We start from the raw sequence: 17259 nt of genomic DNA, 5'->3' as shown, positions 1-17259 counted from the left end.
CGTCTAGTCGGCCTTGAAGCGGGACAGGTACGCGCGCTGCAGCCATGCGTCAGGAATGTCGCGCCACGCGTAATCGGAGTAGCGCATCACCGTGACCCAGCCGGGATCGAGCCCGTCGATGATGACGGTTTCCGTCGGCCGCGCCGCGCCCAGCTGATCCTGGTAGTGCCGGTAGTACGCGATTTTCAGCACGCTGCCGCTCGCCGCGAAGAAGCGTGCCTTGACCGGCCGCTTCGTATCGCTCGCGATCCACAGATCGATCGCGTGGTACGTGACGTCCGGCGCGCGCGCCGTCAGGCGCAGCCGGTAGCAATGCCGAGTCTGGTGCTCGCCGTCCGCCACGTTTTCCTCGCCCGCGAGCGACGCATCGTAGTCGTTTGCCCAGTTGACGGTCACGACGTCGCCGTTCGCGGCCTGGCCGAGCAGGCGCTGCTGCGGCGAGATCCGTACGCTGGCCTGGCTCGACGGATCGTAGAACCACAGGTCGTTGCCGTTCTTCAGCATCAGCTTGTTCGCGTCGCGGGCCGGGGCGACGAACTGCACCAGCGTGCGGAACTGGCTGGTTGCCGGGTCCGCCTTCGAGTAGATCTTCAGCACCTCGGCGTCCGTCTGCTGTCCGTTGCGAAATTCGAGCAGCGTCGTCGTCAGGCCGAACGGTTTGTCGGGGTTGCGCACCGCGTCGCTTTGCGCGAGCAGCTGTTGCGCCGACGGATCCGCCGCCGCCGCTGCGGTGGCGGCGATCGCGAGCAGCATCGCGGCGGCGCGCACGATCCGGATGGGGAATCTCATGGTGGCGGCTCCTGGTCAGGCGAAGCGCAGCGCGTCGACGATCGGCAGGCGGGCAGCGCGGTGCGCGGGCAGCCAGGCCGAGAGCGTCGCGACCACCGTCACGCCGAGCGCGTAGCGCGCAATCATCCCGAACTCGCCCCACACGCGTACCGACAACGCGACGGGATCGGTCTGTCCGGGCGGCGTCCAGTGCAGGCCGGCACGGTTGATCGCGACACCGGCCGCGAGCGCGAGGACGGTGCCCGCAACCGCGCCGCACATGCCGAGCAGGCACCCTTCGCAGACGAACAGGCGGCGAATGCCGGCACCGCGCAGGCCGAGTGCGCGCAGCGTGCCGATCTCGTGCGTGCGCTCCATCACGGCCATGTTCATGGTGTTGCCGACCGTGAACAGCACGATCGTGGCGATCAATACCGCGATGAAGCCGAAAATCGCGCCGAACATGCCGGTGACCTGGCCATACTGCGGATTCAGCGTCGCGAAGCCGAGCACCTCGAGCGGCTCGCCCGCGAGCCGGGTGCGTAGCAGCGTCTGGATGCGTGCGCGTGCAGACGGCAGATCGACCGTGTGCTTCAACTGCACGACGATGGATGTCACCTTCGCATTCGGGCCGCTGCCGTAGACGAGCTGCTGCGCCTGCGGCAGATGCACCTGTACGAACATGTCGTCGATCTGCTTGACGCCTTGCTTCTGCGCCGCGATCACCGACAGTTCGGCGACGTTCGGTGCGCCGTACGCATTCGACGTCAACAGCTCGAGGCGGGCGAGCCCGTTGCGATGCGCGGGCTTCGCGGCGGCCTCGGCCTGCGAGAGCGACGCGATGTCGTCGGGCATGTCCGACGCGCCGGCCGGGGCGGCCGTCACCGGATCGCGGCAATCGGGTACCCGCAGCGCGTCGCACAGGCGCAGCACGCGCGCGACACCCGTGCCGATTACGGCAGCATTCGCCGCGCTGCCGGTCAGTGCAAGGGGAGTCGCCCGGTCGGCGAAGCCGTAGTCGTTCCACTGGCGCATCCGGTTCTGGTCGGCCACGACGATCCCGCTGCCCGAAACGGTGCGCGACACGCCCGCCGTGAAATTGCCGCCGATGCCGTTGATCGTCAGCACCGGCGTCACGACCGTCACCTCCCGTGCCAGCTCGGGATCGCCGAGCACGGTGTCGATGACCTTCCGGTAGTCGGCAATCCCGTACGAGACGGGGTCGCCGCTGCCGTACAGGAAATAGTCGCGGTGCTGGATCTGCAGATGACCGCCCTGGCGCACGTAGCTGGTCTGGAGTCCGTAATTGATGTTGCGCGCGTAGCCGCCGAACAGCAGGATCGCGGCCAGGCCGACGACCATCGCGAGCAGCGTGGTCGACGAGCGGCGGCGGTTGCGCAGCAGGTTGCGGAAGGCGAGAACCCAGAGGTTCATTGGCAGGCCTCCTCGTGCAGGGTAGCCGAGCGGGTCGTGACGACGCGCCCGTCGCAGATCGTCGCGACATCGTCCGCGGCGGCGATCACCTGCGGGTCGTGCGACGAAAATACGAACGACGTCGTGTGCTCGCGCTGCATCGTGCGCATCAGCGCGATGATGGTCGCGCCCGTCGCGCTGTCCAGATTGGCGGTCGGCTCGTCGGCCAGAACCAGCGCCGGCTCGGTGACGAGCGCGCGTGCGATCGCGACGCGCTGCTGCTGGCCGCCCGACAACTGGCCGGGCCGGCGATTCGCCTTGTCGCCCATGCCGACGGCATCGAGCAGCGCGAGCGCCCGTTCTCGTCGCCGCGCGCGGGCGACGCCCAGCAGGGTCAGCGGATATTCGACGTTCTCGAACGCGCTGAACACGGGCAGCAGGTTGAACGACTGAAACACGAAGCCGACGTGGCGTGCGCGGAAATCGGCTAGCGCATTCTCGCGCATCGCGTCGATTCGTTCGCCCGCGACCGTGATGGCGCCGTGCGTCGGGCGATCGATGCCGCCGAGCAGGTTGAGCAACGTCGTCTTGCCGCTGCCGGACGGCCCCGACAGTACCGTGAAGCGGTTCGCGAGAATCTCGAGCGACGCATCGTCGGCCGCGGCGACCGCGAGCGGGCCGGTTCCATAGTTTTTCGTGACATGACTCAAGCTGGCCGCCAACACGGACACCTCCCAAGGTATTCGATCGATGTCGCTACCTTAGCGGCACCCGCGGCTCCGTATTGCGCAGTGCGACGAACGGCGCAACGCGCGGACGAACGGCATTCCTCCCCGACGAACGGCGGCCGTCGGCAACGCCGTCGCACGCCGGCGCGGCGAGCGGGTCGCGGCCCGCCGTCGGCCGCACCCCCGCGTTGCATTCCATCGGCCCCATGCGCGGTTCGTCGCCCGTTTCTGCAATTGGTCGCATGATCGTTTCTTTCGGCGACGAATCGATACACTCGCAGCCGATCAGCACTTGATCCGCACGACATCGGCCGACGTGAGAGCAGTCACCGGGGTGCGAGAAGCCAAAACACAGACATAACAAGGCATAAAAATGAGACATACCAGGTTTGAGAGGGGGAGCGAGACGGCGCGGCCTGGCTTTCTTGCCCTTTGTCGCGTGATCCGCGATCCGTCCGATCCCGCGCGTTTCGCGGGCGATGCGGATCCGCGGCGGTATGGCGACTGGTCGAGCGCACGGCCGGGGCTGCTCGTCATCGAGGCGCTGCATCAGTTCGCGGTCAAGGCGGCGCGCACGATGCACGGCGAGCCGGCGCTGATGGTACCGGCGCAGCTGCGCGAGCTGACGCTGCACCGCGTCGACGGCCATCCGCGGCTGGCGCTGGCCGGCACCGTCGCGAGACACGGCGACGGGTACCGCGTCGAGGTGTCGGCGCGCGACGCCGATGCCGGCACGTTTCCAGCCGTCGCGTCGGGTACCGTGTTCGTCGCGCTGATGCCGGCTCACCTGCACGCGTCGGCCGCACCGGGAGACCGGCCATGATGCCCGCGATCGCAACGCCGGCGGCTACCATCACCGGCGATCAGTTCGGCGTGATCGACGTAGCGAGCGCCGCGCCGCTCTTCGACGAACACTTCGAGCAGTTTCCCGTGCTGCCCGGTTCGTTCAGCCTCAGCCTGGCGATCGCGATGCTGTTCGATGCACTCGGCCTCGCGGCGAACCGGCCGATTCCGGCGCTCACGCTCCGCAAGATCAGCTTCATCTGCCCGGTACGGCCGGGCGAGCGCCTGACCGCGCGCCTGCGGCGCCTGCAGCAGGACGGGGCGCGCACCACCGCGCACGTCGAGCTACGCAATGCGAATGGCCAGGGCGTGATGGACGGCATCCTCAGCTGGGAGCACGACGCATGACGAAGCTCGCCATCGTCACGGGCGGCACGCGCGGGATCGGGCGCGCGATCGTCGATGCGCTGGTCGCCGACGGCCACACCGTCTACTTCACCTACCGATCGAATCCTGAATTGGCCGACGCACTGGAGCGTGCGTACGACGGCGCGGTGCGCGGCTTTCGGGTCGACGGCGGCGACTGGGACGCCGTGCAGGCGTTCGCCGACCATGTGAACGCGGAAGCGGCCGTCGACGTGCTCGTGAACAACGCAGGCATCAACGACGACGCGCTGCTGATCGGCAGCCCGTTCGCCCGCTACTGGGAAACGTTACGGATCAACCTCGGCGCGACGATGGCGTTTTGCCATGCGTTCGGCGAAGGGATGCAGTCGCGCCGGCGCGGCGCGATCGTCAACGTGTCGTCGATCGCCGCGCGCAAGCCGAAGACCGGCAACGGCGCATACGGCGCGTCGAAGGCGGCGATCGAGCGCTTCACGAAAACGCTCGCGCTCGAGATGGCGCGCTTCGGCGTGCGCGTCAACGCGGTCGCGCCGGGGTTCGTGCGCTCCGACCTGTTCGAGCGCTTTCTCGCGTCGCAGGACGCGGCGGCGTTCTACCGCCAGATTCCGATGCGGAAGATCCTCGAGCCCGAGCAGGTCGCGCGCACGGTCCTGCTGCTCGCGAACGGCTCGCTCGAAACGACGGGAAGCGTCGTCGATCTCGGCAATGGCGAAAACATCAGTGGCTGACCCAGTGACTCAAGGAGAGTGGACCATGAAGGAAGACATCAAGAACATCGTCGCGCAAATCCTCTATCTGAGCGGTCCCGAGCAGGTGGCCGACTCCGCGTCGCTGTTCCGCGAGCTGAACATGAGCTCGATCGACTACGTCGACCTGTGCTACGAGCTCAAGGACAAGGTGGACAACCGCATCAGCCTCGAAAACCTGTGGCCGTTCAACCGGATGCTGCTCGATCCGCAATGCCACACCGGCACCGAGTGGACCGACGCAGGCTGGCAGCAGGTGTGCGACGTGATGCGCTGGAACGATCACGAGAAATGCAGCCTGCAGGATCTCTACGAGCACTTCTCGGTGAACTACATCGAGCGCCGCATCGCGCAGTTCAGCTGATCCGGGCGTTCCGTCCGTGTCGCAGGAACGCCGCACCGTGCGCCGCGGCATCGCGCGCCCGCCCGGTTTTCGACTCACGTGAATGGGGACTTGCCATGTCGTACATCACCGGCCTCGGCATCGCGACGGCCGCCTTTCCCGACATCGCGTCGCTGCTGGACGTCGACTTCGCCGCGCGCAAGCCGCTCGCACCGGCCGCGAAGCCTGGCGACTACACGCGCGCCAACCTGCCGTTTCCGCTCGTGCAGCGCATGGCGCGCGAGGATCGTTCGCTGCTGAACCCGGGGTCGCGTCTCGCGCTGCAGGTGGCCGCCGAGGCGTTTGACGCGGCATCGGCCGGCCGACCTTACACGGCCGAAGAGCGCGAGCGGTTTGCGGTATTCACGGGGGTCGAGGGCGAAGACGCGACGATGGCCGTGCTCACGCCGCTGCACGAGCGTCACGGCCTCGACGGCTGCCGCTACTTCGGCGAGGTCAAGGCGGACCTGAATCCGCTCGACATGCTGCGCCTGCTGACCACCAACGCGCTGTACCAGATATCGAAGCTGTTCGAACTGCGCGGCGAAGGCTATCCGTTGCAACGGATGTCGCTGACCAGCCTGTGTGCGCTCGAGGAAGCGCACCGGCAGATCGAGGGCGGCGCGATCGACCGGGCCGTCATCGCGGCCGTCGGCGATATGACGTCGGCCGACAACGTCGCGGCGTTCGAGAAGATGGGCCTGTTGCGAACGACGTCGCACCCGGTCGGCATCGTTCCCGCGTTCGGGGCCGTCGGCGCGGTCGTCGAACGCACGCCGCGCGACGGGCGCACGCCCTGCGCGCAGGTGCTCGACGTTCATTCGCTCTACAAGCCCGATACGTCCGTGTCGAGCGCCGACTGGTCGAGGCTGTTCGCCCGCTTTCCCGGCGAGGCCGCGCTCGGCGTGCCGCACGTCGTGCTGTACCAGAACGGAGAACCGTCGCTCGGCAAGGCGGAGCGCAATGCCGTGCAGCATGCGTGGCCGAATGCCGTCATGCACGCATACAAGCCGCATGTCGGCTATACCGGACGGGCTAACAACCTGATCGATCTGGTCCTCGCCATCGCGGATCCGGCCATTCCTGTCGGCGCACCCGTCCTGGTCAACGGCATCGGCGTGTCGTCGGGCCTCGGTGCGATCCTGGCACGCAAGCTGAGCGGGGTGGGGCGATGAAACCGCGATCGGACGCAATCGTCATCAGCGCATTCGGCGCCGTCACGCCGCTCGGCGGCAGCTACGACGAACTTCACGCCGCGCTGCGCGAAGGCCGCTCCGGCATTCGCCGGATCGAGAAATTCGACTGCTCGACCTATACGACCCAGCACGCGGGCGTTCCCGACGAAGGCAACGAGCGCGTGCGCTGGCCTTCCGCACGGCGGATCGCGACCGAGCAGCTGTACGGCGATCTCGCCGCCGCGCGGCTGCTCGCGCAGGCGCCGTTCGTCGTGCGCAACTACGCGCCGGAGCGCATCGGCTGTCTGGTCGGCGTCGACGTGCCGGCCACCGACGTGCAGAGCGCGCTCGAGCTCGTCGACAAGGTCAATGGCGACAAATCGCGCGACGCGCTGATCCGCGTGCTCGTGTCGCACATGCGCATGAGCGAGTTCGTGAGCGGCGACGCGACCGCCGTGTTCGGCGCGATTCATCGCCACATTCCGTTCAGCGGCTGCGCGCTCGCGCACGTGGGCCTGTGCTCCGCGTCGCTGCAGGCGATCGGCATGGGCCTGCTCGCGCTGCGCCAGGGGCGTGTCGACGCGGCCATCGTCGGCGGCGTGTCCGGCAAGGTCAATCCGCTCAATCTCGCGCGACTCGAATCGCTCGACGTGATCTCGACCGACCTGAATCTCGATCCCCGGCACCGTTCGCGGCCGTTCGACACGCGTCGCTCGGGCTTCGTGCTCGCGGAAGGCGCAGTGCTGTTCCTGATCGAGCGCGAATCGGCCGTGCGCGCCCGGGGCGATACGCCGCTCGCGCGCGTCGCCGGCTACGGGGCGAGCCTGGCCGCCGAGCACATCGTCATTCCGCACCAGCAGTCCCTCGAGATGCGGCTCGCGATGCAGCGTGCGCTCGACGACGCGGGATGCGCGCCGGCCGATATCGACTACGTCAACGCGCACGGGACGTCGACGGTGCTCAACGACAAGCACGAATCGGAGGCGATCCGCGCGATCTTTCCGACGCGGCCCGGGATGCCCGTCACCGCCAACAAGTCGCAGCACGGTCACCTGATCGCGACGGCGGGCGCGATGGAAGTGCTGAACACGGCGATCGGGCTGCGGGAGGGTTTCATTCCGGCGACCATCAACCTCGACGAGCAGGCGCAGGAGTGCCCCGTCAACGTGGTGCGCGCGCCGACGCCCAGCGATGCGCGGCGCGTGCTCAAGAATTCGTTCGGCATGGGGGGCCTCGCGGCCTCGCTCGTGCTGGAAGGAGCGGCCGCATGAAATTCGCGTCGCTGCTTGCCCGAGAGGCGAACTGGCAGATCGTGCTGCACGGGGCGCGCCTGACGGCGGAAGACCTGCGCGCGCGCCTGAGGGCGGCTCGGCGTGCGCTCGGCGCGCTGGAGCCGCACTTACTAGGGCGCGGTTGCCTGATCGCGGTCGGCTTCTCGGGGTTCGATTATTTCCTGTTCACGCTGCTCGCATCGACGCTCGGCTGCCGGATCGTCCTGTGCGATCCGAAGATGCTGTCCGCCGCGCGGCACCAGTACCGGCTCGATGCACTCGCGGTCGTCTCGACCCGGTCGATCGCGTGCGACGGGCTGCCGGTCGTCGTGCTCGACCCGGCCATGGCCGATGCCGAAGCGCCCGGGCACGACGCGTTCGCGTGGGCCGATGCCGGCGCGCCGCGCGCGCAGATCGTCTTCATGACCTCAGGCACGACGAGCGCGCCGAAGCTGGTCGTCTACGACGAAGCCCAACTCGTCGAGAATGCGCTGGCGGTCGGCCGCTATCTGGGCGTGCAGCCGGGCGACGGCGTCCTGTGCATGTTCCCCACGCACTACATGTACGGGTTCTCGACGATGATGAACGGCCTGCTGGCCGGCGCGACCGTCTGGCTTGAACGGGCATCGCTGACCGCGCACGAGGTGCTCGGCTACCTGGGCGGCGGCCGGATCCGCTTCGTGCCGCTGATCCGCAGTATTGCCGAGCGCGTGTGCGACCTGGCCGAAGCGACGGCGGGCATGAGGTTCGACGGAATCGTCGTGCTCAATGCATCCGACCGCATCTACGCGGCGCAGGTGCGCCGCCTGCTCGCGCTCGGTGCTTGCGTGTGGAACAACTTCGGCCAGACCGAATCCGGGCCGCGGATCTTCGCGCTGCCGCTCACGCCGGACGATTTGCCGCGCGTCGATTCGTATTGCTTCGAGGGTGTCCTCGCACCGGGCCGCCCGATCGATCCGCGCATCGAGCTGTCGATCGTCGACGCGCAGGGGCGGCCGTGCGCACCCGGCGAGCCCGGCCATCTGCTTTACCGAACGCCGTATGCGATGCACGGCTATCTGCTGCCCGACGGCAGCCTGCGGCGGTTCACGACGCTGGAATCCGGCGACCTGGTGTTCCGCCGCGACGACGGCGTCGTGTTCTGGGTCGGCCGCAGGGATGAAACGGTCAAGTGCAACGGCCGGCTCATCAACGTCAGCCTGCTGCACCAGCATTTCGATGCGTTCGACGACATCGCGAAGAGTTATTTTCTCGCCGATCCACAGACCGGCGCGCTGACGGTGTTCGTCGTGCCCGGCCTGGCGCCGGCCGGTGCGAACGTGGATTTCAAGGCGCGCATCCTGAGCCGCTACCGGGCAGCGTTCCCGCTGTATCCGCGCATCGCCGACGTGCTGTTCGTCGACGACCTTCCGGTCACGAGCACCGGAAAGATCTCTTTGCGTCTCCTGCGCGAAAGCGCGTGATCGCGGCCTGAACCTGGAGCCCACGATGTCCGACCGCACGACCCGCTTCGATTGCTCCGCCGTGAACGAAGCGCTTTCGTACGATGCCCGCTATGCGCATTTGCTGCCGGCGGGCGTGGCCAGCTACGCGGCCTTCCGCACGCTGATCGCGATCGAGACGGCCGACGACCTGAAGCGGCGCGTGCTGGACCGCCTCGACCACGACGGTCTCGCCGGCGCGACGTTCTACACCACGTCGGGCACGAGCGGCGAGGTCAAGCTGCTGCTCAATGCGCCGGCGCGCAAGCGGCCCGACACGACCTATGGCCGAGCGCTCGCGAACGTGCTGGCCGGGACGGCTATCGTGCCGACGGACCGGGTGGCGAACCTGTTTACCGCTGGCGGTTTTTCCACGCTGTACGACGGCGTGAACCGGCTGCTGGAAGCGATCGGCGCGAACGTACTCCCGATCGGGCGGCTGGACGCATACGGCGCCGATTTGCCCGCGATGCTGAACCTGATCGGCCGCGCCCGCCCCAACGTCCTGGTCGGAACGCCGACGAGCGTACTGCAATGTCTGCGGCTACTCGACGCGCACGGTGTCGATCTCGACGTGACGAAGATCCTTTACACCGGCGAGGCGTTCACCGAGCGCAAGCGGGCGATCGTGCGGCGGCGCTGGCGCGATGCCGCATTCTTCGGGCTGTACGGGGCCACCGAAACGGGCTTTCTCGGCTATCACACGCCGCGCTGCGCCGACGGGTATTACCACGTGCTCGACGACTGGTTCTTCCTCGAGGAGGAGGGCGGGCAACTCCTCGTGACAAGCCGCGCGAACCCGGGCCTCGCGATGCTGCGCTACCGGATCGGCGATCGCGTGCGCGTCGGGCCGTCGGTGCGCTGCACTTGCGGGGAGGGCGGCTCTGTCGTGGTGCTGCAGGGACGCACGGATCAGCGCTTCAAGTTCGCGGGCAACCTGGTCAGCACCGAGCTGCTCGTGCAGCGGCTGGTGGCGTGCGTCGGCCGGCCGCTCGATTGCCAGTTCCGCCTGGACGCGGACGCGCACGGGCGCGATTGCCTGACGGTCGCGCTGGACCTGGGCGACGACGAACTGGCGCCGCTCGTGTCACGACTCGCCGCCGCGCTGCTCGAGATCGAGGACGTGCGCGAATGCATCGACAAGGGCGAGGGCCGCCTCGATGTGCTCGGTCGCGACTCATTGCGCTTCTCCGCGCGCCAGAAGCTGCCGCGCCTGATCGACGAGAGGCACACCCATGTCTGACGATCGCGCTACCGTCGCGCCTGCCGCGACCGCCACGTTTGCTTCGACACGCGCGTCACGGGCCGATCGCACGCGGCAGTTCGCGGCCGAGGTGCGCGCGACCTGGCTGATGCTCTATCCGATGGTGCTGTCGTCGATTTTCGGCTACTGCATGACGCTGTTCGACTATCGCTGGATTCGTGACCTGCCGGCGGAGGACATGGCGCTGCTCGCGCTCATCAACGGCAGCGTGGCGACTTTCCTGTTCCTGCTCGGCAAGAGTTTCGAGGAGTCGTTCGTCGCGGTGTTCGCCAAGGCGCCCCGCGAGGACCAGGGCCGGCTGTTCGTGCAGAGCCTGGTGTTCGCGGGCGCGATCGGCGCACTGGTCGTGCTGGTGCTGATCGGCATGCGGGCGCCGCTGATGACGTTCATTTCCGGCGGCCAGTTTCGCGGCGAGCGCATGTTCGGCTATTACGCGCTCGTGATCGGCAGCTTTCCGCTCACGCTGCTCAGCACCGCGCTTTCCGCGGCGATGCGCACGTACGGCGACACCAAGTCGCCCGCCCGCATCAGCATCGCATGCGGCGTGGTCAACAACATCCTCGATCCGCTGCTCGTGTTCGGGCTGTTCGGCCAGCATCCGTCGCTGCAGCTGTTCGGCCTCGCGCTGACCTCGTGGATCACCAAGAGCCTGTATCTCGGCTGGTGCGTCCGGTGCATACGCCCGCGGCTACGCCGCGAGCAGGTCGTGCTGCCGCGTCCCGGCGTGGAATGGCCGACGCAGCGACGGCTGCTGCGCATCTTTCTGCCGTCGGCCGCGCTCGAAGCGCTGACCTTTCTTGCGAATACGGCCGTCTACTCGCTGATCGCCCGCTACGGCGTGCGTGCGATTGGCGGTTACGGCATCGGCTTCGAACTGATGACGATCGGATTCATCCTCATCAAGGGCCTGAGCATGGTCTTCATGATCCGGATCGGGCATCTCGTGCGCAGCCGCGCGCCATCCCGCGCGGCACTGCAGTCGGTGATGCTGCTGGGCGTGTTGTTCACCGCGGCGATCAGCATCGCGTTCTTCCTGATGCGCTCGCTTGCGCTGCACTTTCTCGCGTCCGACGCCGGCGTGATCGCGGTCGCGACCGCGCTGCTCGACTACGTGCCGCTGTTCGTCTTCAGCTATCTGCTGACGAATCTCGTGACGGGCTGCTTCCAGATTCTCGAACGCCCGGCGCGCGCGATGGCGCTCGGGCTGTTCTTTTCCTGGATCGTCACCCCGGGCGCGATCTATCTCGGCGTCACGCACCATCTCGCGCTCACTCAGCTGTTCGCACTACTCGCGGGCGTGAGCGTCGTACGCCAGGCCGTGTACCTGACGATTTTCCTGCGGCTCATGCGCAGGCTCGGCGCCGCGCCGGCCGCACCCCCGGCCGGCGCGCGTCCCGCAGCCGGATGATTCCACGACCGTTGTACCCCTAGACCTCACGACTGGAGACCTGCATGCGTACCAATACCCCCGCCGAAGTCAATGCCGACACCTACGACCACTACGTCGACACGTTCACGCTCGAATGGAACCGCAATCTGGTGCAGCGCGTCGAGCACGAGCTCGCGCAGCGACGCATCGCGTCGGGCCGGTTGCTCGACGTCGGCACCGGTACCGCGCGTACGCTGATCGAGCTGGCCCGCGTCCCGTCGCTCGCCCCGCTGGGCTTCGTCGGGGTCGATTACTACGACGACATGGTGCGGCGCGCCGAACAGAACGTGCGCGCGGAAGGGCTGGAAGGGCGTATCGAAATCCGCGCGGGCGACGTCCACGCTCTGCCGTTCGACGACGGGACGTTCGTCGCGGTGATCGGCCGTTCGGTCGTGCATCACTGGGCCGACCCCGTCGGCGCGTACCGGGAGATCTTCCGCACGCTGGCGCCCGGCGGTTTCGCGCTGATTCACGAACCCTGCAGCGATCCTGCGCCGGAAGCGCTCGCGTTCTTCAACGAGCGGCGCGCGGCCGCGGGCGTTCATCCACTCCATCTCGACGGCAAGTTCACGGTTGCGGAGTCGGTCGGGCACCTGCACGAAGCCGGCATCGGCGAATACGCCAGCGTATCGAAGGGGGCGGGGATGCTAGCGATCGGCTTCGAGGTGCTGATCGCCAAACCGGCGCGGCAGTAAGCGGGGCATCGCCGATGCGAACCGATCACGACCTGCCGACGCCGGACGCCGCCCGTCCGCGCGCCGCACGCGACGAAGGCGAGATCGATGCGGTCTCGATCTCGCCCGACCGGCTTTCGGTACGCGGCGTCGATCTGCTTCAGCTGATCGAGTCCGTCGATTTCACTGCCGCGATCCTGCACGTGCTCACGGGCCGGATGCCGGAAGAGGACGACGTGCGCGCACTCGATCGCGCACTGGCGGCGCGGCTTGCCGACGACGGGCCGCCTGACGATGGCCTGCTCGCCGCGCAACTGGCTCGCCGCCAGCGCCGGCCAGAGGTGTTCCTGGTCGCGGCGGTCGCGGCCGGGCTGGCTGCCGGGCCGCAAGCGCAGCCGGTTGCGTGGCCCGACGGGTTGTCGGGTATCGGGCAGGACGACGCGGTGGCGACCGGCCTGGGCATCGTCGCCGCGCTGCCGCGCCTGCTGGCGGTGTGGCGCACGATGGACGACGAGGCCCCGGCCTGGCCGCGGCCGACGGACGCCGCTCGCGGTTTCAGCGCATCGGTGCTGGACTGCCTGTGCGGTGGCGAATCGCGCGACGCCCAGGCCCGCCTGTTCGACGTTCTGCTGGTGGCGTTGCATGGCGGCTTCGGTCTCGTCGCGCCGACCATCGCACTGCCGCGGTTCTCGGCGAGCACCTATGCAAGCATCGACCTGAACCTGATCGCGGGCCTGACCGGCAGCGGTTCCGCGCACGTGGGCGCGTGCAGCGACGCGACGCGGTTTTTCGCGAACCTGGTCGGGCGGTCGCCTGCGGAGATTCGCGATCGCGTCGCGCAGCGCGTGCAGGCGGGCGACCGGATTCCCGGGTTCGGCCATCCACTGCTCGAGTGCGACCCGCGGCCGGCCGCGCTCGAGCGCCACGCGGTGCGGCTGGGCGTCGACGGCGCGGCGTTCGACGCGTATCGGGCGGTATGCGGTGCGATGCAGGACCTGCGTGGCCTGCCGCCGAACATCGATTCGGCCGCTGCGGCGATCCTGCTCGAACTGGGAGTGCCCGCCGTGCTGGCCACGCCGGTGTTCCTGTTTGCGCGGATGCCGACGATGCTCGCGCACGCGTTGCAGAAGAAAGCCTACCCGCCGTTCGGCCAGACCCGACCCGTCGCGCGCGAACGCCTCGCAGCGCTGCCGAAAGCCTGGATCTGATGCCGGCTCGCCGGCGCCCCTCAACCTGAAATTGGATCGACACCGACATGCTGACCAATCTGCCGCTTGCGCCGCATTGTGCGGCCAACGATACCCAGTGCCGCATCGACTTCGTGAAGACCCAGATCCATCGCTGGATCGACGAGATGTTCGTGTCACCCGACCGACACGATCTGCGAGCGTGTTTCGCCAAGACGCTGCTGATCCGCAACTACCTGCTGTCCCCGGTGCTCGATGCGAACGAGACCGGGCTATTCCTGCGCGACGGTACGGTGCGTGAGTACATGAAGCGATTTCAGGCGCTGTCGCTGGACAACGAGGTCCGCTTCGAGCGGCAGATGAGCGACGTGCTGCGCGCCGGGCCGGCGAGCGACGGGTTGCTCCTGATCATCAAGGAGTACTACGCGGAGATCTACCGGCTTCTCGCGCGAACCGAGATCTTCCTGTCGGACATGTCCACCGATTCGACGGTGGCGATGATCGGCTCCGGCGGGATGCCGCTGTCGCTCTTGTTCATGCAGTCGTTCAGCGGCGCCCGCATCGTCGGGCTTGATCTCAGCGAGGAATCGCTCAGGACCGGCGAGCGGTTCGTCGATCATCTGTGCGCATCGAACCCCGTACGCTATCGCCGCGCCGCGATCGAGATGGTTCATGCGGATGGCGCGGCGTACGACTACGGTGCGTGCGACATCATCATCCTGTCGATTCATATCGAGAACAAGGGGGAAATCGTCGAGCGGATCATCGAGACGGCGCCGCGAGACCGCCGCGTAATCGTGATCGAGCGGCAGGTGCAGGGCCTCGGCCAGTATTTCTATCCGAACCACGGATTCGATCCGGCCGGGCTGCCACTCGTGAAGCTGGCGACGCTGTGCTCGTCGCTGCTGGTGAGCACGGCTTATCAGCTCGACTGGTAGGAGGGCGGGATGACCACGTGCGAGATCCGTTCCGGTGGAATCGGCCTGTTCCATGCATGGGAGCGGCAGGTGCTCGCGCTTTACATGGACGCGTTTACGACGGGGCCGTATGCCGGCCACTACCTGGACGAGGCGGCGGAGTGCGGCTGGATCTACGGACTGTTCACCGAGCATGCCGCGCGCTGCCATCTGTGGGTGACCGGCGAAGTGCTCGTCGGTTTCCTGCTGTCCGCCGATTCGGACTACGATCATAAATTACCGATGCCGCTGCGCGCGACACTCGGCGACCGACCCGTGAGATCAATCGCCGAACTCGCGATCGCGCCGGACTGGCGCTCACGCGGGCTCGGCGAAGCGCTGGTGCGGCGTTGTGTCGGCGAGGCGACGACCGGCTACGGGAATGTCATCGTGCGCAGCAACGGGAACGCGCTCGCCGCACATCGGCTTTACCTGAGACTCGGGTTCGAGCCGTTCGGTTCGGTGCAGGTTCCAAATGACATGCTCATCAACGGGCGCCGTCGTGTCGAATGGGTCGACAAACAATATTTCCGGTACCGAATGGCCGACTGGAAGCGGGGGTAAAAATCGACCAAAGATGTTCGAGCGCACGAGAAACGCCGATGAAACCGCTGCTGGCGTTTCTTGGCTACGAACAGGCGCCAACCGAATGCGGCGGGCAGCCATCAGTTGCATTTCGCGAAGAGTGCTCCAGCCTTGCGAAACTCGTGGCTTTCCAGGATGGCTGCTCAAGGAAGCCGCGTTGTAGCGAATGGCCTCGCACGCGTCGACAGTGTCGCGACAGCGGGCTTCGGCAGGTGTCAGGCGGACCGGTGTCGCAGCTGGAAATTCAGTCATTGCAATCGTCATATGCTTTGAGCATCGACATAATTTAACATAATGCGTATTATCACCGGATTTGGTTGTAGCAGCCATATCCTAATGTCGTGTTCTGGCTATTTACAGATGTCGTGTTTTTGACTGCTGGCATGCTGGACGGCTCGTTGAGCAAGCACGGGAGCCGACCATGCAGCCAGCCGGATTGGTGACACTGACGATGCGAGAGCTTGATCGACTCAAGGTGATCCAGGCTGTGGTAGACACGGGTTTGAAGCCAGGCCGTGCAGCCGAACGGCTGGGCCTGAGCGTGCGCCAGGTGGAACGGCTGGTTATCCGGTATCGCGAGCGTGGGCCCGACGGCGTAGCTTCGGGCCGTCGTGGCCGACCGGGCAACCGCAAGCTCGACGACGGGCTGGCGTTACGTGCCCTGACCGTTATCCGTGAGCGCTACGCCGATTTCGGGCCGACGCTGGCTTGCGAGAAGCTATGGGAATGCCACGGCATTCGGTTGGCCAAGGAAACGGTCAGGAAGCTGATGACGGACGCTGGGCTCTGGATCCCGCGCCGGCAACGACCACCGAAGGTGTATCAGCCGCGAGCACGCCGGGCGTGTCTGGGCGAACTGATCCAGATCGACGGCAGCGATCATCGATGGTTCGAGGAACGGGCGCCGGCCTGCACGCTGCTGGTGTACGTCGACGACGCGACGAGCCGGCTGATGATGCTGCACTTCACTCAGACCGAATCGACCTTCAGCTACTTCGAGGCCACGCGGACGTATCTGGAGCGCCATGGCAAGCCGGTAGCGTTCTGCAGCGACAAGTACAGCGTGTTCCGCAATACGAGCGCCGGTAAGACAGGCCAGAGCGTCACGCACTTCGGCCGCGCGATGTACGAACTGAACATCGACACGTTCTGCGCGAACAGCAGCTCCGCCAAGGGCCGTGTCGAGCGAGCACATCTGACGTTGCAGGACCGACTGGTCAAGGAGCTACGATTGCGCGGGATTAGCACGGTAGCGGATGCCAATGCTTATGCGCCCTCCTTCATCGCCACGTATAACGAGCGCTTCGCGAAGCCGCCACGCAGCGGCTTTGATGCGCACCGGCCGCTGCGATCCGACGAGGATCTGGACCTACTGCTGACCTGGCGTGAGACACGCCGGGTGACGAAGGCGTTGACGGTGCAGTACGACCGGGTGCTGTACCTGCTGGACGATACGCCGGGGAATCGAGCGTGGATCCATCGCGACGTCGAGGTGTGGGAGTACCCGGATGGTCGGATCGAAATCCGAGCAGCCGGTCAGATATTGGCAGCTCAGTCGTATGACCGGCTGGCCGAAGTCGATCAAGGCGCCATCGTGGACCACAAGCGCCTGAGTCACGCGCTGCAAGTGGCGCAAGCGTTTCAAGCGCAGCGCGACAGCCGGCGGATCGGGACCGCGCCGTCGCGAACGCATCGAGGGCTTCCGGTGCGGGAGAACGAAGCGCAACCCGGCACCAAGAAACCGCGCCGGTTCACGGCGGCTGACATGGAGACGGCGATTCTGGAGGTCACATCAAACGCAGGAACTGAGCGGCGGTCTGCGAAGGCCCGCGGGTGAGCGTAAGCGCCCTGCTGCTTCAGGCTCGGCGCTTCAATGCTGAATGACGAGAAAGCGGATGAAACATGCGACATCTGTATTTAGCTGGCGCTACGACATCTGAATCCGGGTATGACATTGGTTGTAGTGGCTAGATTGAAATGTCCGCTTTTGGCTACATAGAAATGTCCGCTTT

General features: G+C 66.8%; 18 protein-coding genes. 15 read left to right on the top strand and 3 right to left on the bottom strand.

The annotated features are described in order from the left end of the window. Window positions 1–3 precede the first annotated feature (3 nt). From CFB46_RS30000 to CFB46_RS29990, 3 genes are read right to left on the bottom strand one after another with little or no spacing between them, the layout of a single operon-like run. The gene (locus tag CFB46_RS30000; protein WP_027785891.1) at window positions 4–789 is read right to left on the bottom strand and encodes an outer membrane lipoprotein-sorting protein; all 786 of its coding nucleotides are present in this window, start codon (window positions 787–789) and stop codon (window positions 4–6) included. A gap of 15 nt (window positions 790–804) precedes the next feature. Beyond that, window positions 805–2202 (bottom strand): ABC transporter permease, encoded by a 1398-nt coding sequence (locus tag CFB46_RS29995; protein WP_027785890.1) that lies wholly within the window; start codon window positions 2200–2202, stop codon window positions 805–807. Then, window positions 2199–2903, bottom strand: coding sequence for an ABC transporter ATP-binding protein (locus tag CFB46_RS29990; protein ID WP_027785889.1), 705 nt, complete (start codon window positions 2901–2903; stop codon window positions 2199–2201). The genes CFB46_RS29995 and CFB46_RS29990 overlap by 4 nt, the downstream gene beginning before the upstream one ends. Before the next feature lie 445 nt (window positions 2904–3348). Here CFB46_RS29990 and CFB46_RS29980 point away from each other — a divergent pair, with 445 nt between their 5' ends. The 15 genes from CFB46_RS29980 to CFB46_RS29915 all read left to right on the top strand — a co-directional run bounded on the left by CFB46_RS29980 (window position 3349) and on the right by CFB46_RS29915 (window position 17084). Continuing rightward, window positions 3349–3732: a hypothetical protein gene (locus CFB46_RS29980; RefSeq protein ID WP_230469150.1), complete on the top strand. Its 384-nt coding sequence runs from the start codon at window positions 3349–3351 to the stop codon at window positions 3730–3732. Next, on the top strand, window positions 3729–4100 hold the full coding sequence (locus CFB46_RS29975; protein WP_027785887.1) for a hotdog fold domain-containing protein: 372 nt from the start codon (window positions 3729–3731) through the stop codon (window positions 4098–4100). Before CFB46_RS29980 ends, CFB46_RS29975 begins: the two co-directional genes overlap by 4 nt. Next, complete coding sequence (locus CFB46_RS29970; RefSeq protein ID WP_027785886.1) at window positions 4097–4825, top strand: SDR family NAD(P)-dependent oxidoreductase; 729 nt, start codon at window positions 4097–4099, stop codon at window positions 4823–4825. Before CFB46_RS29975 ends, CFB46_RS29970 begins: the two co-directional genes overlap by 4 nt. Window positions 4826–4850: 25 nt before the next feature. After that, complete coding sequence (locus CFB46_RS29965; RefSeq protein WP_027785885.1) at window positions 4851–5207, top strand: acyl carrier protein; 357 nt, start codon at window positions 4851–4853, stop codon at window positions 5205–5207. A gap of 95 nt (window positions 5208–5302) precedes the next feature. Beyond that, the gene (locus CFB46_RS29960) at window positions 5303–6400 is read left to right on the top strand and encodes a beta-ketoacyl synthase N-terminal-like domain-containing protein (protein WP_027785884.1); all 1098 of its coding nucleotides are present in this window, start codon (window positions 5303–5305) and stop codon (window positions 6398–6400) included. Then, window positions 6397–7671 carry a beta-ketoacyl-[acyl-carrier-protein] synthase family protein gene (locus CFB46_RS29955; RefSeq protein WP_027785883.1) on the top strand — a complete coding sequence of 425 codons (1275 nt, stop codon included), beginning with the start codon at window positions 6397–6399 and terminating at the stop codon, window positions 7669–7671. The genes CFB46_RS29960 and CFB46_RS29955 overlap by 4 nt, the downstream gene beginning before the upstream one ends. Continuing rightward, window positions 7668–9134 (top strand): class I adenylate-forming enzyme family protein, encoded by a 1467-nt coding sequence (locus CFB46_RS29950; protein WP_027785882.1) that lies wholly within the window; start codon window positions 7668–7670, stop codon window positions 9132–9134. Before CFB46_RS29955 ends, CFB46_RS29950 begins: the two co-directional genes overlap by 4 nt. A gap of 25 nt (window positions 9135–9159) precedes the next feature. Further along, window positions 9160–10395 (top strand): hypothetical protein, encoded by a 1236-nt coding sequence (locus CFB46_RS29945; RefSeq protein ID WP_027785881.1) that lies wholly within the window; start codon window positions 9160–9162, stop codon window positions 10393–10395. Beyond that, window positions 10388–11824, top strand: a complete 1437-nt coding sequence (locus CFB46_RS29940; RefSeq protein ID WP_027785880.1) for an MATE family efflux transporter — start codon at window positions 10388–10390, stop codon at window positions 11822–11824. Before CFB46_RS29945 ends, CFB46_RS29940 begins: the two co-directional genes overlap by 8 nt. 44 nt (window positions 11825–11868) lie before the next feature. Continuing rightward, window positions 11869–12540, top strand: a complete 672-nt coding sequence (locus tag CFB46_RS29935) for a class I SAM-dependent methyltransferase (protein WP_027785879.1) — start codon at window positions 11869–11871, stop codon at window positions 12538–12540. Window positions 12541–12554: 14 nt separating this feature from the next. Then, window positions 12555–13727: a citrate/2-methylcitrate synthase gene (locus CFB46_RS29930; RefSeq protein ID WP_027785878.1), complete on the top strand. Its 1173-nt coding sequence runs from the start codon at window positions 12555–12557 to the stop codon at window positions 13725–13727. A gap of 47 nt (window positions 13728–13774) precedes the next feature. Further along, window positions 13775–14644: an SAM-dependent methyltransferase gene (locus CFB46_RS29925; protein WP_027785877.1), complete on the top strand. Its 870-nt coding sequence runs from the start codon at window positions 13775–13777 to the stop codon at window positions 14642–14644. A gap of 69 nt (window positions 14645–14713) precedes the next feature. Beyond that, entirely contained in the window at window positions 14714–15226 is a 513-nt protein-coding gene (locus CFB46_RS29920) for a GNAT family N-acetyltransferase (protein WP_256980708.1), read from the top strand. Between the two features lie 38 nt (window positions 15227–15264). Continuing rightward, a complete protein-coding gene (locus tag CFB46_RS35600; protein ID WP_143751680.1) occupies window positions 15265–15537 on the top strand; it encodes a hypothetical protein in 273 nt (90 codons plus the stop codon). Window positions 15538–15668: 131 nt separating this feature from the next. Then, entirely contained in the window at window positions 15669–17084 is a 1416-nt protein-coding gene (locus CFB46_RS29915; RefSeq protein WP_089500200.1) for an ISNCY family transposase, read from the top strand. Window positions 17085–17259: the final 175 nt, after the last annotated feature.

The organism is Burkholderia sp. HI2761 (assembly GCF_002223355.1).
Classification (GTDB): Bacteria; Pseudomonadota; Gammaproteobacteria; order Burkholderiales; family Burkholderiaceae; genus Burkholderia.
The sequence above is the reverse complement of the archived record's forward strand: the minus strand, read 5'-3'. Positions and strand labels throughout refer to the sequence as shown.

Excerpts from the sequence above, each read along its gene's own strand:
- CFB46_RS30000 (WP_027785891.1), bottom strand. The coding sequence starts at position 789 with ATGAGATTCCCCATCCGGATCGTGCGCGCCGCCGCGATGCTGCTCGCG.
- CFB46_RS29995 (WP_027785890.1), bottom strand. The coding sequence starts at position 2,202 with ATGAACCTCTGGGTTCTCGCCTTCCGCAACCTGCTGCGCAACCGCCGC.
- CFB46_RS29975 (WP_027785887.1), top strand. The coding sequence starts at position 3,729 with ATGATGCCCGCGATCGCAACGCCGGCGGCTACCATCACCGGCGATCAG.
- CFB46_RS29970 (WP_027785886.1), top strand. The coding sequence starts at position 4,097 with ATGACGAAGCTCGCCATCGTCACGGGCGGCACGCGCGGGATCGGGCGC.
- CFB46_RS29965 (WP_027785885.1), top strand. The coding sequence starts at position 4,851 with ATGAAGGAAGACATCAAGAACATCGTCGCGCAAATCCTCTATCTGAGC.
- CFB46_RS29960 (WP_027785884.1), top strand. The coding sequence starts at position 5,303 with ATGTCGTACATCACCGGCCTCGGCATCGCGACGGCCGCCTTTCCCGAC.
- CFB46_RS29955 (WP_027785883.1), top strand. The coding sequence starts at position 6,397 with ATGAAACCGCGATCGGACGCAATCGTCATCAGCGCATTCGGCGCCGTC.
- CFB46_RS29950 (WP_027785882.1), top strand. The coding sequence starts at position 7,668 with ATGAAATTCGCGTCGCTGCTTGCCCGAGAGGCGAACTGGCAGATCGTG.
- CFB46_RS29945 (WP_027785881.1), top strand. The coding sequence starts at position 9,160 with ATGTCCGACCGCACGACCCGCTTCGATTGCTCCGCCGTGAACGAAGCG.
- CFB46_RS29940 (WP_027785880.1), top strand. The coding sequence starts at position 10,388 with ATGTCTGACGATCGCGCTACCGTCGCGCCTGCCGCGACCGCCACGTTT.
- CFB46_RS29935 (WP_027785879.1), top strand. The coding sequence starts at position 11,869 with ATGCGTACCAATACCCCCGCCGAAGTCAATGCCGACACCTACGACCAC.
- CFB46_RS29930 (WP_027785878.1), top strand. The coding sequence starts at position 12,555 with ATGCGAACCGATCACGACCTGCCGACGCCGGACGCCGCCCGTCCGCGC.
- CFB46_RS29925 (WP_027785877.1), top strand. The coding sequence starts at position 13,775 with ATGCTGACCAATCTGCCGCTTGCGCCGCATTGTGCGGCCAACGATACC.
- CFB46_RS35600 (WP_143751680.1), top strand. The coding sequence starts at position 15,265 with ATGAAACCGCTGCTGGCGTTTCTTGGCTACGAACAGGCGCCAACCGAA.
- CFB46_RS29915 (WP_089500200.1), top strand. The coding sequence starts at position 15,669 with ATGCAGCCAGCCGGATTGGTGACACTGACGATGCGAGAGCTTGATCGA.